We start from the raw sequence: 19,511 nt of genomic DNA, 5'->3' as shown, positions 1-19,511 counted from the left end.
GGAGGCAGCCATGAGCAGCGCCGCGCCCCCTCCCCCCGCTCCTCCCGCGCCCGACGACCGGATGCCCGGTGGGGGCGGCCCGCGCGGTTCCGGTGACGGCTCCGGTGACGCGTGGGCGTCCGGGGGGCTCGCCCTCGGCGGCACCCTGATGGTCGTCTACGGTCTCTTCGCGGTGCTGCAGGGCATCGCGGCGATCGCCGACGACGAGGTGTACACGAGCTTCGGCGACTACGTCTTCGAGTTCGACCTGACCGCGTGGGGCTGGATCCACCTGATCGTCGGCGTGCTCCTGGTGGCGGCCGGGTTCGGCCTGTTCACCGGCGCCACCTGGGCCCGGATGGTGGGCGCTGTCGTGGTCGGACTCGCGCTGATCGCGAACTTCATGTGGCTGCCGTACCAGCCCTTCTGGTCGATCATCATGATCGTCACCGGTCTGTTCGTCCTGTGGTCGGTGTTCAACTACCGCTCCACCCGCGCCGTCTAGAGCCCTCGACGGCCGCAGGGGGCCGGCGGGCGCCGGTCCCCTCCCGGCGACCAGCGTGTGCAGCCGTCCGGTCATGGGGGCCGGGGCCGCCCCCGGTCTCCCCCGCCGTTCCCGCGCGGGGCGGTGCGCCTGCTTCGCCGCCTTCGCGCAGGTCCGGTCCACGACGCTTCGGGGCGGCGCGCGTGCGGGGGCTGTGTCGGTGGGGGCGAACCTCAAATGTTGCTCTGAAGGCGGCCCGTGCGGGGTTCGAAGGCGGGCGGCTGGGCCATACCCCCCTCACGTTCGGGGAGCGGGCCGGGTGGAGGAGGGGACGATGGAGCGACTGGGGACGGGCATCGGGTGGCGGCCGGAGATCGCGGACGCCGTGGAGCGCATGCCGGGGATCGACTGGGTCGAGGCCGTGGCCGAGAACGTCTGCCCCGGCCATCTGCCCGACTCGCTGCGGCGGCTGCGCGAGCGCGGCGTCACCGTGGTGCCGCACGGCGTCTCGCTGGGCCTCGGGGGCGCGGATCGGCCCGACGAGGGCCGGCTCGCCGCGCTGGCCGAGCGGGTGACGGCGCTGGGCTCGCCGCTGGTCACGGAGCACATCGCGTTCGTCCGGGCGGGCGGCGCCCTGACGGCGTCCCCGCGGCTGGAGGCCGGTCATCTGCTGCCCGTCCCGCGGACCCGGGACGCGCTGGACGTGCTGTGCGAGAACGTGCGGATCGCGCAGGACGCGCTGCCGGTGCCGCTGGCCGTGGAGAACATCGCGGCGCTGATCTCCTGGCCGGCCGAGGAGATGACGGAGGGCCAGTTCCTGTACGAGCTGGCGGACCGCACGGGGGTGCGTCTCCTGATCGACGTGGCGAACCTGCACACCAACCACGTCAACCGCGGCGAGGACCCCGCGAAGGCCCTGGCTGAGCTCCCCCTTGAGGCCATCGCCTACGTCCATGTCGCGGGCGGTTTCGAACGCGACGGCGTCTGGCACGACAGCCACGCCCACCCCGTGCCGCTGCCGGTCCTCGACATCCTGACCGACCTGGCGTCCCGCGTCCGCCCGCCGGGCGTCCTGCTGGAACGGGACGAGAACTTCCCGGAACCGGCGGAACTCCACTCCGAGCTGGCCTCGATCCGCAGGGCGGTGGAGACGGGGGCGGTGGAACGCGTGAAGGCGGAACTCCGCGAGGCGGGCCGCACGGCGGCACGACCGGCAACGAGGCCGTGCGAGCCGGGGGCGGAGGTGGTCCGGGTGGAGGTGGAGGCACCCGGTGGGGCGGAGACACGCCGGGTTGCAGGCCTGCCCCGCACGGCAGCGGAGACGCCCGCGGCGGAGACCGGGAGGCCCAGGTACGGGGCGGAAGCGTCCCGGACAGGGGCGGACGCTCCCCGCGCAGCGGCAGACCCGCCCGAGGTGGGGACCATGACGCCCGAGTCGGGAGCGGAGAAGCCCGAGTCGGGAGCGGAGATCCCCGAGGCAGGCACGGCCGTCCTGCGGCCGGGCGACGAGACCGGGGCGGTCGAGGCGACACGGGGCGCCTTCGGCCTGCCCCACCCCCCGGAAACGGACGCGGCCGGGCAGCACCCGGCGGGCCCCGGCGAGGCCCGGCCGCGGCTCGGGGACACCGTGACGGGAACCCGACAGCGCCCCGAGGACGGGGAAGTCATCGCGGAACCCCGACAGGGCCCCGAAGGCGGGTACGAAGAAGCCCGGCCGCGGCTCGGGGACGTCGTGGCGGAAGCCCGGCCGCGGCCCGAGTTCGGGGACGAAGAGGCCCGACCGCGGCCCGAGGCCGGGGACCCCGTCGCGGAAACCCAGCCGCGGCCCGAGGTCGGGGTCGGCGAGGCGCGGCAGCGGGTCGGGCTTGCGCAGGCCGCGCTGCTGTCGGCGCTGGTGGCCGGGACGCCCGTGCCGGAGGGGTTCGACCGGGTGCGGATCGGCGTGCAGGCCCGGGCGCTCGCGGCGAAGCGGGCGGACGTCGTGGCGAAAGTCGCGCCCGAACTGCCGGTGATCCTGGGCCCGGAGTACCGCGTGGCCTTCCTCGGCTACGCCCAGACGAACCCCATGACCGGCGGCTACCGGCGCGACGCCCTCACCTTCGCCGAACACCTGCTCGCCGCCGGCCGGCCCGGGGACGCGCAGGCCCGGCGGGAGCTGAGGGAGTGGTGGCTGGAACGCTCGGGCCCCGCACCGCGCTCCGCGCGGCCCGTCCGCCGGCTGGCCCGCGCGACGCGCAGGGCGCTGCTCCGGCGCTGAGGCCCGCGCCGCTCAGACGCCCTGAGCAACACGGCCCATCGGGCGGGCGGCGGCCACGGAACGCACCGTCGCGTGGGCGTCCGGGCGGTCCGGAGGACCCGGGTGGGCCGGTCACCCTGCCGGGACCTGGTTGCCCGGCTGTGCCGGGGCCCAACGGTCCGCGCTCGACCGGAGCCGGGGCGCCGCCCACGACCGGAAGTCGCCCACCTCCTGCGCGTGGCGCACGGCAGGGTGTTCCCGGTCGTCGCCCAGGTCCGGGCGAGCATCCGCAACTTGCGGGTGCACCCGATCTGGCCGGCGAGGACGGCACCCCGGTCGTCCCCGCACCGGTCCCCTCCCCCCACCGTCACGCTCCCGCCACCCGCGTACCGCCTACCGCCCCCCGCCGGGACAGTGAAACGGAACGTCACATACCGACAACACTCCGTCCGGATCGCGGCCAGGGCATGGTGCTCGCGTAACCGTGTCACATACAAACGACATATGCTCTGGGTTCTTTTCCTGCTGGCGGCCTGGGCCGTGGCCGGTACGGCGTGCACCCGCCTGTGCCTGGCCGCCGTTCGGGCCGCGACCGGTGACGCCGACACCGGCCGGATCCGTGAACTCACGCTGTACGAGGCCGCGTTCCTGTCGGGCGGGCCCCGACGGGTCGCCGACGTCACCCTGGTGGCCATGGCACGCCAGCGGCGTCTGCTGCTGGCCCACACCGGCTGGGCGACGGTCGTCGATCCGCGCGGGCGCGACGAGATGGAGCGGTCGGTGATAGGGGCCATCGGGCCCGAGGGGCAGTCGCGTATCGCGCCGGTGCGCTCCACCGCCGCCGCGGCGGACGCGGTGCGCGGGATCGCCGACGGACTGGTGCGCGCGGGGCTGGCCGTACCCGACAGTGCCCGTACGACGGTCGCGGCGGCGGTACGGCAGGTGCGCGGGGCGGCCGTCGCCGTGCTCGCCCTCGGCGTCGCCGCGCTGCTGACCCCGCTCCCGCCGGACATGCCGCGCCACCTGGTCGCCCTGTGGTTCGCGCTGCCGCTCGCCCTGGTGCTGAGCTGTCTGGCCGTGGCGCGCGTCGAGGTCCACCCGTACTCGCGCTGGGCCTCCCCGGCCGGTCAGCGGCTGCTCGGCTCCCTGGCCCGCACCGCGGACGGCGACGCCGACGACCGCGCGTACCTCACCTCGGTGGCGGTGCGCGGTGTCAGCGCGATCGACGAACCCGACCTGCGCGCCGCCTTCACACGCCGCGGGGCACGCGACTGAACCAGGGGGCGCGCCAGGGCCTGTCGTGTGGATCACGCCGCAGACGCGCGGTCCGGCGCTGAACAGCACCGTCACTTTCCTGCGACCTGATCCACACGACAGGCTCTAGGGGGCATCGGCGCCGACACCGGCGGACGGTGCTTGCCTTCCTCCCGCCGCGCACGAAACATCCCTTGCGTCGCCACCGTGCAGCGAAGGGACACCCGATGCGAGCCGCCCTCCTCTACTCGGCCGCGGGGTCCCTGCTGCTGAGCGCCCTCACAGCCGTCCCGGACACCGAGGACCGCACCGGGACCGCCGAGCTGCGCGGCACGGCCGTGGCCGCGGCACGGGCCGGGGCGGCCGGGATCGACTTCGGGCCGTGCCCCGACGCGCAGGACCTGCCCGGCAGCATGCAGTGCGGCACCGTCAAGGTCCCGCTGGACTACGCCCGGCCGGACGGCCGGCAGATCGAACTCACCGTCAGCCGGGCCCGGGCGACCCGCGAGGACCCGCACGGCAAGAGCCCGGTCCTGCGGCAGGGCAGCCTCGTCCACAACCCCGGCGGACCCGGCGCCACGGGCCTGTACTTCCCGCTCATCGGCCTGCTTCCCGAGTGGAAGCGCATCGCGGCCGCCTACGACCTCGTCGGCTACGCCCCGCGCGGGGTCGCCCCCTCGGCTCCCCTGTCGTGCAAGGACCCGAAGAAGTTCTTCAACGGGCCCACGCAGGCGCCGACACACCCCTCCGAGGCCTACAAGAAGGAGCGCCGCGTCCAGGCCGCGGCGTACGCCCGCGGCTGCGCCGAACGCGCCGGTGACGCACTGCGCCACTACCACTCGCTGAACAACGCCCGCGACCTCGACGTGCTGCGCGCCGCGCTCGGCGAGGAACGGCTGACGTTCCTGGGCTCCTCGTACGGCACGTACTTCGGGGCCCTGTACGCGACGCTGTTCCCCGGGCACGTGCGGCGCATGGTGTTCGACTCGGTGGTCGATCCCGACCCGGAGCGGATCTGGTACCGCAACAACCTCGCCCAGTCGGCCGCGTTCGAGCACCGCTGGCGGGACTTCCGGGAGTGGATCGCCCGCCACCACGGCGTGTACGGACTGGGCCGGACCGCGCGGGAGGTGCTGCGCAGCTACGAGCGGGCGAGCGCGCGGCTGGCCGCCGAGCCCGCGGGTGGGAAGGTCGGACCGGGGCAGTTGCAGGGGGCGTTCCTGCAGGCCGGGTACTACGACGACCAGTGGCCGCACCGGGCACGCGCGCTGTCGGCGTATCTCAAGGGCGACCCGCGGCCCCTGGTCGAGCAGGCGGAACAGCATCCCGAGGCGGCCGTGGAGGCGGAGAACTCCCGGGCGGTGTACGTGGCCGTCGAGTGCAACGACGCCCCCTGGCCGACGGACTGGGCGGTGTGGGACCGGGACAACACCCGGCTCGCGCGGGTGGCGCCCTTCGAGACCTGGGACAACGTGTGGACGAACCTGCCCTGCGCCTCCTGGCCGGCGCCCCGGCAGCGGCCGCTGGACGTCGGGGCCGGGCCGGGCGAGCTGCCGCCGACGCTGATCCTGGCCGCCGAACGGGACGCGGCCACGCCGTACCGCGGCGCCCTCGAACTCCGCCGGCGTCTGGCGGGTTCGGTGCTGGTGACCGAGCGGGACGCCGGGGCCCACGGCCTCGCGGGCGGGCCGAACGCCTGCGTCAACGGGCACATGGAGGCGTACCTGCTGGACGGGCGGCTGCCCGGGCGGCGTGCGCAGTGCGCGCCGCACGCCGAGCCCAGGCCGGCGGCCCCGGGCGGGGCCGGGGCCGGCGAGCGCGTCCGCTGATCAGGCCAGACCGGCGACCAGCTCGGCGACGTCCTTGCGGCGGCCGGTGAAGAACGGCACCTCCTCGCGGACGTGCCGGCGGGCCTCCGAGGCGCGCAGGTGACGCATGAGGTCGACGATGCGGTACAGCTCGTCGGCCTCGAAGGCGAGGATCCACTCGTAGTCGCCGAGGGAGAACGAGGCGACGGTGTTGGCGCGCACGTCCGGGTAGCCGCGGGCCATCTTGCCGTGGTCGGCGAGCATGCGGCGGCGGTCCTCGTCGGGCAGCAGGTACCAGTCGTAGGAGCGCACGAAGGGGTAGACGCTCACGTAGTCGCGGGGCGTCTCGTCGGCGAGGAACGCCGGGATGTGCGAGCGGTTGAACTCGGCGGGGCGGTGCAGCGCCATGTTCGACCACACGGGCTCCAGGGCGCGGCCCAGCCTCGTGCGGCGGAAGAGGTTGTACGCCTCCTGCAGCGCGTCGCTGGTCTCCGCGTGCCACCAGATCATCAGGTCGGCGTCGGCGCGCAGGCCGGAGACGTCGTACGTGCCGCGGACGGTCACGTCCTTCGCGGCGAGCTGGTCGAACAGCTCCTGGACCTCGTCGGCGTACCCGGTGCGGTCCTCGGGGAGCACGTCCTTCAGCTTGAAGACGGACCAGAGCGTGTAGCGGATGACCTCGTTGAGGTCCTTGGCCAGCTTGCCCTTGTTCGGGATGCGGTCGGGCGCGGTGCCGGAGGGCGTGGTGGAGGCGTCGTCACTCATGCTCCTCATTCTCCCGCTCCGCCGTGCAGGCTCTGCACCGGGTGGGCGGTGAGCTGCTGCACACCCCGCGGGTCGCCGTGGATCTGGTCGACGGCCGCGTAGGCGCTGGCGATGCAGGCGGGGATGCCGACGCCGTCGTAGGGGGCGCCGCAGACGGCGAGCCCGGGCAGCAGGGCGACCTGCTCGCGGATGCGGGCCACGCGCGCGTGGTGGCCGACCGGGTACTGCGGCAGGCCGTCGTCCCAGCGGGTGACGAGCGTGGCGACGGGAGTGGCGTCGAGCCCGGTCGCCTCCTTCAGGTCGTGCCGGGAGACGTCGGCCAGCTCGCCGTCGTCCCGCCGCAGGATCTCCGTCTCGCCGTAGCGGCCCACGGAGGTGCGCAGGACGACCAGGTCCGGGTTCTCCTCGGCGATCCAGCCCCACTTCTGCGAGGCGAACGTGGACGCCTTGATGGTGCGCCCGTCGACCGGCGGCACGAGGAAGCCGCTGCCGTCGGGCAGGTCCGCATCGGCGCGGCGGTAGGCGAGGGTGACCAGGGCCATGGAGGCGTACTCGACGGTGTCGAGCCCGGCGGCGGCCCCGGGGCTCTCGGCGCGCAGCAGCCGGGCGGCGACGGGGGCGGGCACGGCGAGGACCACCGCGTCGGCCTCCAGGACCCGGTCACCGGCGACCACCCGCCAGGCCGCGCCGGCCGGGTCCGGCCGGCCCACTCGGCGCAGCTCCGTCACCGGGGCTCCGGTGACGATCTCGGCGCCGCGGGCCCGGACCGACTGCGCCACCGCGAGCGGCAGGCTGCCCACGCCGCCGCGGATGCCCAGGAACACCGGGCCGGTCTGCCGCGCGGCGGAGGCCCTGGCCTGGATCTCGCGGACGCCCTCGGTGAGGGAGGCGTGGGTGCGGGCGGCCTCGAAGAGCTGCGGGACGGCAGAGCGCATCGAGATGCGGTAGGCGTCCCCCGCGTACACCCCGCCCAGCAGGGGCTCGACCAGCCGGTCGACGACCTCGCGGCCCAGGCGCGCGGCCACGTACCGGCCGACGGCCACGTCCTCCCCGACCTCGGTGCGCGGCAGTTCGGCGTCGCGCCCGATGCGGGCGAGGCCCTCCTCGGACAGCACGCCGGACAGGGCGGCGGCGGCGCCCGGCACGCCCATCACATGGCCCTTGGGCATGGGGCGCAGGGCGCCTCGGGTCCAGATCGAGGCGGTCGCGGTGGCGGGCGGCTGCAGGTGGCCGGCGAGACCCACCTCGCGCGCGAGCGTCACCGCCTCGGGCCGGCGGGCGAGCATCGACTCGGCGCCGAGGTCCACCCGGGCGCCCGCGATCTCCCCGGGCAGCAGCTTGCCGCCGACCCGGCCGGAGGCCTCCAGCACGGTCACCCGCGCCCCCCGTTGCAGCAGCCGGTGCGCGGCGGCCAGCCCCGCGATGCCCGCCCCGACGACGACGACCTGCCCCGTGCCCCCACGACCTCGTACTTCGCGCATGCCCCCAGCCTCTCAGACCCCACGGGCGGCGCCGTCGCGCCCCGGTGTCCGTCACGAGTCCCGACCGTGACCGCATCGGAACCGGCCGGGCCAAACGTCCGGCGCGGTTCGCGCGTCGAAGAAGCGTCAGCAGAATCGACCCTCGGGGGATGCCCGCATGCGCACACGACGATCCACCCGCCGTCCCGCTCCGGCCGTGGCGGCCCTCCTGCTGGCCGCCGCCCTCGCGCTCACCGGGTGCAGCGGCGCCTCGGACGACTCCGCCGGGAGCACGGCCGCCGAGCGCGGCCTCGCGCAGGACGGCGGCGGGGCAGGTGCGCAGGAGGCCGCGCCCGGCGGCACCGGAAGCGGGGCACGGGCGACCGCGCCGGTGAAGCTGCCCGCACAGCACATCATCCGCACCGCCTCGCTGACCGTGCAGGTCAAGGACGTCCCGAAGGCCCTGGTCGAGGCCCGGACGAGCACCGAGGACGCGGGCGGCTACATCGGGAACGAGAGCACCACCCGGGACGGGCAGGGCCGCGAGCGCACCCGGGTCGTGCTGCGCGTGCCGGCCGGGAAGTACGACGCCGTCATGGCCTCTCTGGAGGGCGCCGGCAAGCTCCTCGACCGCAGTGCGAAGGCCGAGGACGTCACCGACCAGGTCGTGGACGTGGCGAGCCGGATCACCTCGCAGCGGGCCAGCGTGGCCCGGATCCGGGAGCTGATGGACCGGGCGACCAAGCTCAGCGACGTGGTGACCCTGGAGGGCGAGCTGAGCACCCGGCAGGCCGACCTGGAGGCGCTGCTCGCCCGGCAGGCGGCCCTGAAGGAACGCACGAGCCTGGCCACCATCACCCTGACGCTGTCCGAGACGCCCGTGAAGAAGGAGGCGAAGCGGGACGACGACCCGGGGTTCCTGGACGCGCTCGCGGGCGGCTGGCACGCCTTCGTGACGATGCTGCGCTGGCTCGCGGTGGTGCTGGGCGCGGTCCTGCCGTTCGCGGCGGTGGCGGCCCTGCTGGCGCTGCTGTGGCTGCGCGTCGTACGCCCCCGGCTGCCGCGCCGGCCCCGGCCCGCGCCCGCGGCGGCCACGCTCGGCCCGCTGCCGGCGGCCCGCCCGGCGCCGGAGGCATCACAGCCGCGGACCCCGGGCGAGCAGGACTGAAGTCCCCTGCTCCCGTAGCGTGTTCGCATGAGCATGAGCCGTACGCGCAGGGAGCGACTGGTCGTCATCGGCGGCGACGCCGCGGGCATGTCCGCGGCGTCGCAGGCCCGCCGCCTGAAGGGCCCCGGCGAACTGGAGATCGTGGCGTTCGAACGGGGCCACTTCACGTCGTACTCGGCGTGCGGCATCCCCTACTGGGTGGGCGGCGACGTCACCGACCGGGACCGGCTCATCGCCCGCACCCCCGAGGAGCACCGCGCGCGGGACATCGACGTGCGGCTGCGCACCGAGGTCACGGAACTCGACCTCGGCCGGCGGCGGGTCCGCGCCCGGGACCTCGACTCGGGCGCCGAGTCCTGGACGCCGTACGACAAGCTCGTGATCGCGACCGGGGCCCGGCCGATCCGGCCCGATCTGCCCGGGGCCGACGCGCCCGGGGTGCACGGGGTGCAGACGCTGGACGACGGCCAGGCCCTGCTCGACACGCTGGCGGGCACGCGCGGACGGCGTGCGGTGGTGGTCGGGGCGGGGTACATCGGCGTGGAGATGGCCGAGGCGCTCATCAACCGCGGCTACGAGGTGACGGTGGTCAACCGGGGCAGTGAGCCCATGTCGACCCTGGACCCCGACATGGGGCGCCTGGTGCACGAGGCCATGGAGGGCCTGGGCATCACGATGGTGAACGACGCCGAGGTGACGAAGATCCTGACCGGGGACGACGGCCGGGTCCGTGCGGTGGCCACGCAGGAGTGCGAGTTCCCGGCGGACGTGGTCGTGCTCGGCATCGGAGTGCGCCCCGAGACGGGGCTCGCCCGGGCGGCCGGGCTCCCCCTCGGCATCCACGGCGGCCTGCTCACGGACCGTTCGATGCGGGTGCGCGGCCACGAGGACGTCTGGGCGGGGGGCGACTGCGTGGAGGTCCTCGACCTGGTCTCGGGCCAGTTGCGGCACGTCCCGCTCGGCACCCACGCCAACAAGCACGGCCAGGTCATCGGCACCAACGCCGGCGGCGGCTACGCCACGTTCCCCGGCGTGGTGGGCACGGCGGTCAGCAAGGTCTGCGACCTGGAGATCGCCCGCACCGGCCTGCGCGAGAAGGACGCCCACCGCGTCGGGCTCCGTTTCGAGGCGGTCACCGTCGAGTCGACCAGCCGCGCCGGCTACTACCCGAACGCCTCCCCCATGACGGTCAAGATGCTCGCCGAGGTGCGCACCGGCCGCCTGCTCGGCGTGCAGATCGTCGGCCGGGAGGGCGCGGGCAAGCGCGTCGACATCGCGGCGGTCGCCCTCACGGCGGGCATGACGGTGGAACAGATGACGACCCTGGACCTGGGCTACGCCCCGCCGTTCTCCCCGGTCTGGGACCCGGTCCTGGTGGCGGCCCGCAAGGCGGCGGCGAAGGTACGCGCTTCGATCGCGCCCTGAAGAGGGCGGGGAACCGCGCGACAAGCCACCACGAGCCCGCACCCGCACGAGAACCCGCACCCCTTGCGGCGAAACCTACGCGGTCCCGGCCGTCCCGTTGATCCGGTCGATGGCCTGCCGGGCCTGCTCCGCCGGCGGCCGGGCCGGCAGGGACGACACCGACGCCGACGCGGCCGTCACCGCCGGCGGCTGCTCCCCCGCCGGCTTGGCGTGCGCGGCCACCCGCGAGGAGCGCAGCCGGTGGCTCACCGCCTCCTCCAGCGTCACCGGCCGCCGCCACTGCGCGGCCAGCCGTCCGGCCTCCTGGCCGAGGCGGGCCACGTCCTCCCAGGGCAGCCGCACCACCAGCGTCAGCTCCGCCTCGCCGTCCGGCAGTGCGTGCATCGCAGGAGTCACTCGGTCGTTCATCGCCTGTTCCTCACGTCGGCCCCGCGACCCGCCTTCCCCGCGCCGCGGGCGGTTGCCGACACATACGCACGCCCCGACGACCGCGTTCACCCACGCCACCGATTCACCGGCGGCGCCCCGGGCACACGTGGGGTGTGGTGATCCCCGTCCATGACCTGAACCCGGTGCGGCGCACCCCCTGGGTCACGTACGCCCTGCTGGCCGCCAACGTCGTCGTGTTCCTGCTCACCCCCGGCATGGCCGGCTCCCTCACGGGCGGGAGCGGCCTGGCCCAGCTGTGCCACCTCCAGGCGTTCCTGGACCACTACGCGGCCGTGCCGCGGGAGCTGATCCACCACGAGATGCCGCGTCTGGTGCCCACCGGTGACGTGGGCGTGGGCCCGCAGGGGCCGGGCTGTGTGGTCGGTCCGCCGTCCTACGACAAGTCGCCGGAACTCAGCGTGCTGACGGCGATGTTCCTGCACGGCGGCTGGCTGCACCTGCTGGGCAACATGCTGTTCCTGTGGATCTTCGGCAACAACATCGAGGACCGCATGGGCCACCTGCGCTTCCTGCTCTTCTACGGCGTCTGCGGCATCGCGGCCGCCTACGCCTTCGCGCTCCTCAACGCCGGCTCCGGCGCTCCCCTGATCGGCGCCTCGGGGGCGATCGCCGGGGTGCTGGGTGCCTATCTGGTGCTGTACCCGAGGGCCCGGGTCTGGGTGCTGGTCCCGTTCCTGGTCTTCCTGCCGCTGCGGCTGCCGGCCTGGATCGTGCTGGGCCTGTGGTTCGTGCTGCAGGCGGTGTACTCCTCGGGGGCGGGTGTCTCCGACGCCGGCACGGTGGCGTACGCGGCGCACGTCGCCGGGTTCGTCGTCGGCCTGCTGATCGCCCTGCCGCTGCGCCCCGGCACACCGCCCCCTCCCCAGCCGCGCGGCGTCCTGTTCGGCAGGCGGGCACGGCCCGGGGGGTGAGTCCCGGGCCGGACGGGGTCAGCGGGCGGTGTGGGTGTGGACGTACTCCACGAGCCGGGTCAGCGCGTCGGGGTCCGTGGCCGGCATGACGCCGTGGCCCAGGTTGAAGACGTGTCCCTCCAGGCCCGCCGCCGACTGCAGGACCTCGCGGGTCTTGGCCTCGACGGCCTCGGTCGGGGCGAACAGCACGGTCGGGTCGAGGTTGCCCTGGAGCGCCTTGCCGGGGCCGACGCGGCGGGCGGCCTCGTCCATCGGGACGCGCCAGTCGACGCCGACGACGTCCGCGCCGGCCTCGCCCATGAGCCCGAGCAGCTCGCCGGTGCCGACGCCGAAGTGGATGCGCGGGACGCCGTAGCCGGCCACGGCCTCGAAGACCTTCGCCGACGCCGGCAGCACCGAGCGCCGGTAGTCGACGGGAGCCAGGGCGCCGGCCCAGGAGTCGAACAGCTGGACGGCCGAGGCGCCCGCCTCGATCTGCACCTTCAGGAAGGCGGCCGTGATGTCCGCGAGGCGGTCGAGCAGATCGGCCCAGAGCCCGGGGTCGCCGTACATCATCGCCTTGGCGTTCTCGTACGTGCGGGACGGGCCGCCCTCGACGAGGTAGCTGGCGAGGGTGAAGGGGGCGCCGGCGAAGCCGATCAGGGGCGTGGCGCCGAGCTCGCGGGTGAGCAGGCCGATGGCCTCGGTGACGTAGGAGACGTCCTCGGGGGTGAGGTCGCGCAACCGGGCGAGGTCGGCGCGGGTGCGGATCGGATCCTCGACGACCGGGCCGACGCCGGGCTTGATGTCGAGGTCGATGCCGATGGCCTTGAGCGGGACGACGATGTCGCTGAAGTAGATCGCCGCGTCCACGCCGTGCCGGCGGACCGGCTGGAGCGTGATCTCGGTGACCAGTTCGGGCCGCATGCAGGACTCCAGCATCGGAACGCCCTCGCGCACCTTGCGGTACTCCGGCAGCGAACGCCCGGCCTGCCGCATGAACCACACGGGCGTGTGCGGCACGGGCTCGCGCCGGCACGCCTTGAGGAAGGCGGAGTCGTACGGGGCGGACGGCTGCGGGGCCCGGGGGGCGTCGTTGGCACTCACGGGCCAAGTTTCGCACGCCGTTGGGCAAGGGGATCCAGCCCCCGGACGGGCGCGGGCGGGCGCGGGGTGTCTAGCCCGCACCCGGGCTCCGGTCCCCGTAATCTTCCCGCATGGCTGCGGCTCAGGGACGACTGTCGGACGGCGCTGGCGGAATGGACGAAGCGAGGGACACCGGGGACGACCGGCGGGAGGCGGACTCCGCCCCGCCGCCCTTCCGGGCCGCCGTCGACGCGCTCAAGGCGGCGCGGCTGCGGCCCCAGGTCGAGGTGGAGCCGACACCGGCGCCCAAGCGGCTCGCCCCGTACTCCTACGCGCTGGAGGCCGCGGTCGTCGACGGCGACCAGGACCTGGCCGACGGCCGTCTGGTGCTGCTGCACGACCCGGCCGGGCACGACGCCTGGCGGGGCACCTTCCGGCTGGTGACGCTGGTGCGCGCCGAGCTGGAGCCGGAGATGGCCGCGGACCCGCTGCTGCCGGAGGTGTGCTGGTCCTGGCTGACCGGCGCGCTGCAGACGCGCGGGCTCACCTACGGGGAGCCGAGCGGCACGGTCACGCGGGCGAGCTCCCACTACTTCGGCGGGCTGTCCGCCCGCCCGGCCGCCTCGCAGATCGAGATCCGCGCCTCGTGGACGCCGCGCGAGGGCCTGGGCGGGGTGCCGGACACGGCCGCCCACCTGGCGTCCTGGTGCGATCTGCTGGCCCAGGTCGCGGGGCTGCCCCCGGCCGTGCCCGGTGACGCGTCCGTGGTGACGCTGCCCCAGCGGCGCGGTCCCCAGTCCCGCTGATCGAACCCCTTCCCACCCCGTACTGATCGAACTTGTACGGGGTGGTCAACGCTGCCCTGCCGACGATCACACCCGCGTCCCCCTCTTGGCCGAATCACTTTGTCGATACGGCCACTTTCGACCGCGTACCGACGCAGACCGAAACCGTCCGGCCTTCGAATGATCGACCGCGTGTCCGAATTGCACGGATTGTTATCACCGAATCGTGATCATTCTCTAAAGGCGGACGGGTCCTCTGCCGAAGACGTCTGTGACCTTGAAAGCACGGTTCGTCCCGGCTTCACCCCCCGAGCCGGCCCCGTCCCGCACCCCAGGAGGCCTGGTGTCCGTTCTCCTCGAGCAGCCCGCAAGCCTGGTCGCCTACCGCCCGAACAAGCCGACCGCCATGGTGGTCGTGGCCGACCCGCGCGTCCGTTCCACCGTCACCCGCCACCTGTGGGCGCTCGGTGTGCGCGATGTCATCGAGGCCTCGTCCATCGCGGAGGCTCGTCCCCGCATCGGCAACCCCCGCGACATCTGCGTCGCCGACGTCCACCTGCCGGATGGCTCCGGCCTCACCCTGCTGTCCGAGACCCGCGCCGCGGGCTGGCCCAACGGCCTCGCCCTCTCCGCGGCCGACGACATCGGCGCCGTGCGCAACGCGCTCGCCGGCGGTGTGAAGGGCTACGTCGTCACCGGCACCCGCACCAACGTCGGGCTCCCCACCCGGCCGGGCGCCGCCCCCATCGGCGCCGCCGCCGCGCGCCTGCACCGCCGCCCCCCGGGCGCCCCGAGCCACCCGGGCGGCTACCGCGAACTGTCCGGCCGTGAGGTCGAGGTCCTGAGACTGGTCGCGGAAGGCCAGTCGAACAAGGCGATCGGCGTCTCGATGGGCCTGTCCGCGCTGACCGTCAAGAGCCACCTCGCCCGCATCGCCCGCAAGCTCGGCACGGGCGACCGCGCCGGGATGGTGGCGGTGGCGCTGCGGACCGGCATCATCCACTGACCCCGACCACCGACCACCGACCACCCCCGGATCACCGGATCCGCCCCGCCCTGACCCTTCCTGATCATTCACTCACGTGAACGGGACCGGCCGCTCGGTCCCTTCCCCTCACGCGCGGCTCGTGAACCCGCCACTTCCCCGACATGACTGGTTTGCGACCCTCGGGCGCCCGCCGACGGAACGTTCCGTCGGCGGGCGCTGTCCATACATGGATACCCTTGACAGGTGACCGACGCCCACGACACCGCAGCAGACAGCCCACTGCGAACCACCGGAGGCGCCCCTCCGGACGACGGCGGATCTTCTGCTGTGGAGGCGCCGATCCCTCTGCTGGAGCCGCGCGAGGGCATTCCGCCCGTCGTCGCGGACGACGCCGCCCTGACCCGGGTGATCGCCGCCTTCGAGGCCGGCTCCGGCCCCGTCGCCGTCGACGCCGAGCGGGCGTCCGGCTACCGCTACGGCCAGCGCGCCTACCTCGTGCAGCTGCGCCGCGCGGGCGCCGGCACCGCGCTGATCGACCCCGTGGCCTGCCCCGACCTGTCCGCGCTGGGCGAGGCCCTGTCCGGCGTGGAGTGGGTGCTGCACGCGGCCACGCAGGACCTGCCGTGCCTGCGCGAGATAGGCATGGTGCCGACGCGGCTGTTCGACACGGAGCTGGCCGGGCGGCTCGCCGGGTTCCCGCGGGTCGGCCTCGGCGCGATGGTCGAGAGCGTGCTGGGCTTCGTCCTGGAGAAGGGCCACTCCGCCGTCGACTGGTCCACCCGGCCGCTGCCCGAGCCCTGGCTGCGCTACGCGGCGCTGGACGTCGAGCTCCTGGTCGACCTGCGCGACGCGCTGGAGAAGGAGCTGGACCGGCAGGGCAAGCTGGAGTGGGCCCGCCAGGAGTTCGACGCGATCGCCTCGGCCCCGCCGCCCGAGCCCCGCAAGGACCCCTGGCGGCGGACGTCGGGCATGCACAAGGTGCGCCGGCGGCGGCAGCTGGCCGTGGTGCGTGAGCTGTGGCAGACCCGGGACCGGATCGCGCAGCGGCGGGACGTCTCGCCCGGCAAGGTGCTCGGGGACGCGGCCATCGTGGAGGCCGCGCTCGCCCTTCCGGCCAACGTGCACGCGCTGGCCGCGCTGAACGGCTTCGGGCACCGGATGGGCAAGCGGCAGCTGGAGCAGTGGCAGGCGGCGGTGGACCGGGCGAAGGCCCTGACCGAGGCGCAGCTGCCGCAGCCGGGGCAGTCGGTGGCCGGGCCGCCGCCGCCCCGGGCCTGGGCCGACAAGGATCCCGCGGCGGCGGCGCGGCTGTCCGCCGCCCGGGCCGGGGTGTCCGCGCTCGCCGAGGAACTCAACATGCCGCAGGAGAACCTGATCACGCCGGACACGGTGCGGCGGGTGTGCTGGGAGCCGCCGGCGGTGGTGGACGCGGAGTCCGTCGCTGCGGCACTGGCCGGGTACGGGGCCCGGGCCTGGCAGGTCGAACAGGTCACGCCGGTGCTGGTGACCGCGTTGTCCGCCGAGGCGCCGTAGGGGGCGGGTGCCTCCTCACCTGGTCGCCCCCTTGGTGAAGCCGTTGTAGATGTAGCGCTGGAGGCTCAGGAAGACGATCAGGGTCGGGAGGATCACCAGGATCGCTCCCGCCGAGATGGTCTCCCAGTGGGCACCGAAGGGACCCTTGAAGCGGAACAGGGACGTCGAGATCACGCCAAGATCTTCCGACGGCATGTAGAGGAACGGGATGTAGAAGTCGTTGTAGGTGGTGATCCCCTTGACGATCACCACCGTCGCGATCGCCGGTTTCAGCAACGGGAAGATGATCTTGCGGTAGATCGTGAAGGCATTGGCGCCGTCCAGCCGGGCCGCCTCGTCCAGGGAGGTGGGGATGGACCGCACGAACTGCAGGAAGATGTAGATCGAGACGATGTCCGTGCCCGTGTAGAGGGCGATCGGCGCCCACAGGCTGTCGAACATGCCGAAGCTGTTCACGATCTGGAAGGTCGCCACCTGCGTGGTGACGCCGGGGACCAGGGCGGCGATCAGGAACAGGGCCAGGACCGGCTTCTTGAAGCGGAAGCTGAACCGGTCGATGGCGTAGGCCGTCATGGAGCCGATCAGGACCGTGCCGCCGATGGCGAAGACCAGGATGAACGCGGTGTTGGCGAACGCGGAGAGCATCCGGCCGTCCTGGAACGCCGTCGCGTAGTTGTGGAGGTTCAGCGGGTCGTCCGGCAGGGCGAGGGCTCCGCTGCCGTCGGCCATCTCCCGCTCAGACTTCAGGGACGTCAGGAAGACGGCCGCCAGCGGCAGCAGCACCACCGCGGTCGCGGCGAGCAGGGACGCGTACATCAGGGCGCGGGCGACTGCGCGGCGCGTCATGTGAGGTCCACCTTGTCGTCGGGGACGAGGCGCCGCTGCACCCAGGTCACGGCCAGGACGATCAGCAGCAGCACGATCGCGGCCGCCGAGGCGAGCCCCGTCTTGTTGAACTGGAAGGCCAGCTTCACGGTCTGGATCACGAAGGTCTCGGTGCCCGTCGCGCCGCCGGTCATGATGTACGGGATCTCGAAGACCGACAGGGAGCCGGAGATCGACAGGATCACGGTCAGGGAGAGGACCGGCCTGATGCCGGGCGCGATGATGTGGCGGAACTGCTGCCAGCGGTTGGCGCCGTCCAGTTCGGCCGCCTCGTAGAGGTCCCCGGGGATCGACTGGATCGCGCCGAGGAAGAGGACGAAGTTCAGGCCCAGGTAGCGCCAGATTGAGACGGCCGCCAGGGAGGTGTTCGCCGATTCCGGGGTGCCCAGCCAGGCGCGGTCGGTCTCCGCGCCGAACAGGCCGAGGACCGAGTCGAGGGTGCCGCCGTCCTGGAAGAAGTAGAGGAAGACGAAGCCGATCGCCACCCCGTTGATCAGGTACGGGAAGAACAGCACGCCCTTGAAGAAGTTCCGGAAGCGGACGTTGAAGCTCAGGACCGTGGCGAAGTACAGCGCGGCGACGACTTGGAGGACGGAGGCCGCCAGGTAGTAGCCGCTGACCCAGAAGACCTCGAACAGGTCGGAGCGGGTGAAGAGTTCGGCGTAGTTCTCGGCGCCCGTGTAGCGCAGCTCGGGGCTGACGCCGTCCCAGTCGGTGAAGCTGTACGCGACCATGTTGGCGATCGGCGCGTAGGTGAAGACGATCAGGAGCGTGAGCGGGGCGAGCAGGAACAGCCAGGGGGTGGCCCCGCGCCACAGGCGTGCCGTGCGCGGGGCCGGGGCCGGTTGTGGGGCGGCCGGGCCGGGGGCGGGCCGGACGGCCGCCTTCTCGGTGGTGTCCGTCATCAGGACCCCAGGGACTGCTGGGTCTCGGTCCACTTCCTCGCGAGGCCGTCCAGGAAGTCGTCCAGGCTGCCCTCGGTGGCTCCGCGGGCGAGGTCGACGAGGTCCTGGCGGTAGTCGGGCTTGTTGATGCCGACCTCGGAGGTGTTGTCGATGGCCTTCACCTCGGCGCCCTTGGAGTCGTCGAGGTCGAGGAGCCTGACGCCGGCCTCCTCGTAGGGCCCCAGGACGTCGGGCAGCGGGTCGTCCTTCAGCGGGGACAGGGCCAGGTTGTCCTCGGCGTAGCCGGACTCCTCGGTGAACCAGTCGATCCAGGCGCGGGCGGCCGCCTTGTGGTCGGAGTGGATGTTGACGGCCTGGTTGTAGTCGGGCAGCGCGACCGCGCAGAACGTGCCGTTCCTCTGCGCCGGGAAGGGCATGAACCCGATGTCGTCGGGGTTCGCGCCCGCCTGCTCGGCGGCGCCCCGCAGCTGGATGACGGCCCAGGAGCCGAGCCACATGGTGGCGATCTCGCCCTTGGCCAGCTTCGGCTTGGAGGCCTCCCAGTTGGTGGTGGTCGGGTCCTTCTCGGCGAGCCCTTCGCGCACGATGTCGTACAGCAGCGTGTCGGCCGTCCGCAGGTCGGAGCCCTCGGCCCACGGGTTGCCCTCGGCGAGCCGGGTGGTGGCCTGTTCGTCGCAGCTGACCGAGCCGTTGACCTGGGTCCACTGGGTGAGCGGCCACATGTCCTTGAAGTTGGTGTAGTACGGGACAGCGTCGGTCCCCGCCTTGATCGCCTTCAGGGCGGCGAGGAACTCGGCCGGGGTCTTCGGCCAGTCGGTGACGCCGGCGCGCTGCCACACCCTCTTGTTGTAGAGGAAGCCGGGAACCGCGCCGAGCGGACTCTGGCCGTAGACCTTGCCGTTCACGGTGGTGTAGTCGGTGAAGCGGTACTTCTCGCTCCGCTCGGACCGGCTGCCCAGCGAGGCGAAGAACCGGGGGTAGTCCTTCTTCTCGATCACGCCCGGGATCATCAGGACGTCGCCGTAGTTCTCCGTGTTCATACGGATCTTGACTTCGCCCTCGTAGTCGGTGATGGCGTCGAACTCGACCTTCACCCCGGGGTACGTCCTGCGGAACTCGGCGGCGTACTTCTTCATCGTCCCGTCCTGTACGAGGTCGGTCCGGTGGGTGAGGACCGTGATGGTCCCGCTGACCTCGGAGGGATCGTCGGGCGCCTTCGCATCCGCGCCTTTCGCGCTGCCTCCGGTGCCGGTGCAGCCGGAGGCCAGCAGGGCCGCTCCGACGGTGAGGGCGAGGACGGTACGGCGGTTCATGTGCATCAGCTCCGTTCACGGAGGGGGACTCGGGACGGACGAGCACGTGCGGTATGGCTGGTTCGGCACTCTGACAGCGCTGACTCAACCGGTAAAG

16 protein-coding genes and 1 pseudogene are annotated in these 19,511 nt (G+C 73.5%); 10 read left to right on the top strand and 7 right to left on the bottom strand.

Going from position 1 to position 19,511, the window contains the following annotated elements; translation table 11 throughout:
- Positions 1–10: 10 nt before the first annotated feature.
- The 4 genes and pseudogenes from RIN80_RS08690 to RIN80_RS08675 all read left to right on the top strand — a co-directional run bounded on the left by RIN80_RS08690 (position 11) and on the right by RIN80_RS08675 (position 5,782).
- A complete protein-coding gene (locus RIN80_RS08690) occupies positions 11–484 on the top strand; it encodes a hypothetical protein (RefSeq protein ID WP_309094935.1) in 474 nt (157 codons plus the stop codon).
- Between the two features lie 313 nt (positions 485–797).
- Positions 798–1,880 (top strand): annotated as a pseudogene (locus RIN80_RS26560) (DUF692 domain-containing protein); the annotation flags it as partial.
- 1,323 nt (positions 1,881–3,203) lie between these two features.
- On the top strand, positions 3,204–3,974 hold the full coding sequence (locus tag RIN80_RS08680; protein WP_309094933.1) for a TIGR04222 domain-containing membrane protein: 771 nt from the start codon (positions 3,204–3,206) through the stop codon (positions 3,972–3,974).
- A 206-nt stretch (positions 3,975–4,180) separates the two neighbouring features.
- Positions 4,181–5,782 carry an alpha/beta hydrolase gene (locus RIN80_RS08675; protein WP_309094932.1) on the top strand — a complete coding sequence of 534 codons (1,602 nt, stop codon included), beginning with the start codon at positions 4,181–4,183 and terminating at the stop codon, positions 5,780–5,782.
- Here the strand turns inward: RIN80_RS08675 and hemQ are convergent, their stop codons facing one another.
- Complete coding sequence (hemQ, locus tag RIN80_RS08670; protein WP_309094931.1) at positions 5,783–6,526, bottom strand: hydrogen peroxide-dependent heme synthase; 744 nt, start codon at positions 6,524–6,526, stop codon at positions 5,783–5,785. It abuts the gene before it with no gap.
- Positions 6,527–6,531: 5 nt separating this feature from the next.
- A complete protein-coding gene (gene hemG, locus RIN80_RS08665) occupies positions 6,532–8,007 on the bottom strand; it encodes a protoporphyrinogen oxidase (RefSeq protein WP_309094930.1) in 1,476 nt (491 codons plus the stop codon).
- A gap of 157 nt (positions 8,008–8,164) precedes the next feature.
- On the opposite strand from hemG, the gene RIN80_RS08660 reads away from it, so the two are divergent.
- On the top strand, positions 8,165–9,154 hold the full coding sequence (locus tag RIN80_RS08660) for a DUF4349 domain-containing protein (RefSeq protein WP_309094929.1): 990 nt from the start codon (positions 8,165–8,167) through the stop codon (positions 9,152–9,154).
- A 27-nt stretch (positions 9,155–9,181) separates the two neighbouring features.
- A complete protein-coding gene (locus tag RIN80_RS08655; RefSeq protein WP_309094928.1) occupies positions 9,182–10,579 on the top strand; it encodes an FAD-dependent oxidoreductase in 1,398 nt (465 codons plus the stop codon).
- Positions 10,580–10,654: 75 nt separating this feature from the next.
- On the opposite strand, the gene RIN80_RS08650 is transcribed toward RIN80_RS08655, so the two are convergent.
- The gene (locus tag RIN80_RS08650; protein WP_309094927.1) at positions 10,655–10,987 is read right to left on the bottom strand and encodes a hypothetical protein; all 333 of its coding nucleotides are present in this window, start codon (positions 10,985–10,987) and stop codon (positions 10,655–10,657) included.
- 134 nt (positions 10,988–11,121) lie between these two features.
- Between RIN80_RS08650 and RIN80_RS08645 the strand changes: the two genes are divergently transcribed.
- Positions 11,122–11,940 carry a rhomboid family intramembrane serine protease gene (locus tag RIN80_RS08645; RefSeq protein WP_309094926.1) on the top strand — a complete coding sequence of 273 codons (819 nt, stop codon included), beginning with the start codon at positions 11,122–11,124 and terminating at the stop codon, positions 11,938–11,940.
- Between the two features lie 18 nt (positions 11,941–11,958).
- Here RIN80_RS08645 and hemE read toward each other — a convergent pair whose 3' ends face one another.
- Positions 11,959–13,026 (bottom strand): uroporphyrinogen decarboxylase, encoded by a 1,068-nt coding sequence (gene hemE / locus RIN80_RS08640; RefSeq protein WP_309094925.1) that lies wholly within the window; start codon positions 13,024–13,026, stop codon positions 11,959–11,961.
- A gap of 110 nt (positions 13,027–13,136) precedes the next feature.
- Between hemE and RIN80_RS08635 the strand changes: the two genes are divergently transcribed.
- The 3 genes from RIN80_RS08635 (at position 13,137) to RIN80_RS08625 (ending at position 16,311) form a co-directional block, all read left to right on the top strand.
- A complete protein-coding gene (locus RIN80_RS08635) occupies positions 13,137–13,811 on the top strand; it encodes a DUF3000 domain-containing protein (protein ID WP_309094924.1) in 675 nt (224 codons plus the stop codon).
- 322 nt (positions 13,812–14,133) lie between these two features.
- Entirely contained in the window at positions 14,134–14,796 is a 663-nt protein-coding gene (locus tag RIN80_RS08630; protein WP_003993737.1) for a response regulator transcription factor, read from the top strand.
- 225 nt (positions 14,797–15,021) lie between these two features.
- Positions 15,022–16,311 carry a ribonuclease D gene (locus RIN80_RS08625; RefSeq protein WP_309094923.1) on the top strand — a complete coding sequence of 430 codons (1,290 nt, stop codon included), beginning with the start codon at positions 15,022–15,024 and terminating at the stop codon, positions 16,309–16,311.
- A 15-nt stretch (positions 16,312–16,326) separates the two neighbouring features.
- Here the strand turns inward: RIN80_RS08625 and RIN80_RS08620 are convergent, their stop codons facing one another.
- Genes RIN80_RS08620 through RIN80_RS08610 form a run of 3 tightly spaced genes read right to left on the bottom strand, consistent with a single transcriptional unit; the run spans position 16,327 to position 19,414 of the window.
- Positions 16,327–17,157 (bottom strand): carbohydrate ABC transporter permease, encoded by an 831-nt coding sequence (locus tag RIN80_RS08620; RefSeq protein ID WP_309094922.1) that lies wholly within the window; start codon positions 17,155–17,157, stop codon positions 16,327–16,329.
- Positions 17,154–18,101, bottom strand: a complete 948-nt coding sequence (locus RIN80_RS08615) for a sugar ABC transporter permease (protein ID WP_309094921.1) — start codon at positions 18,099–18,101, stop codon at positions 17,154–17,156. The genes RIN80_RS08620 and RIN80_RS08615 overlap by 4 nt, the downstream gene beginning before the upstream one ends.
- Positions 18,101–19,414: an ABC transporter substrate-binding protein gene (locus RIN80_RS08610; RefSeq protein ID WP_309094920.1), complete on the bottom strand. Its 1,314-nt coding sequence runs from the start codon at positions 19,412–19,414 to the stop codon at positions 18,101–18,103. The genes RIN80_RS08615 and RIN80_RS08610 overlap by 1 nt, the downstream gene beginning before the upstream one ends.
- Between the last annotated feature and the right edge of the window lie 97 nt (positions 19,415–19,511).

The sequence above is a fragment of the Streptomyces sp. genome (assembly GCF_031181705.1).
Taxonomy (GTDB): Bacteria; Actinomycetota; Actinomycetes; order Streptomycetales; family Streptomycetaceae; genus Streptomyces.
This window is presented reverse-complemented; position numbering and strand designations above follow the sequence as displayed.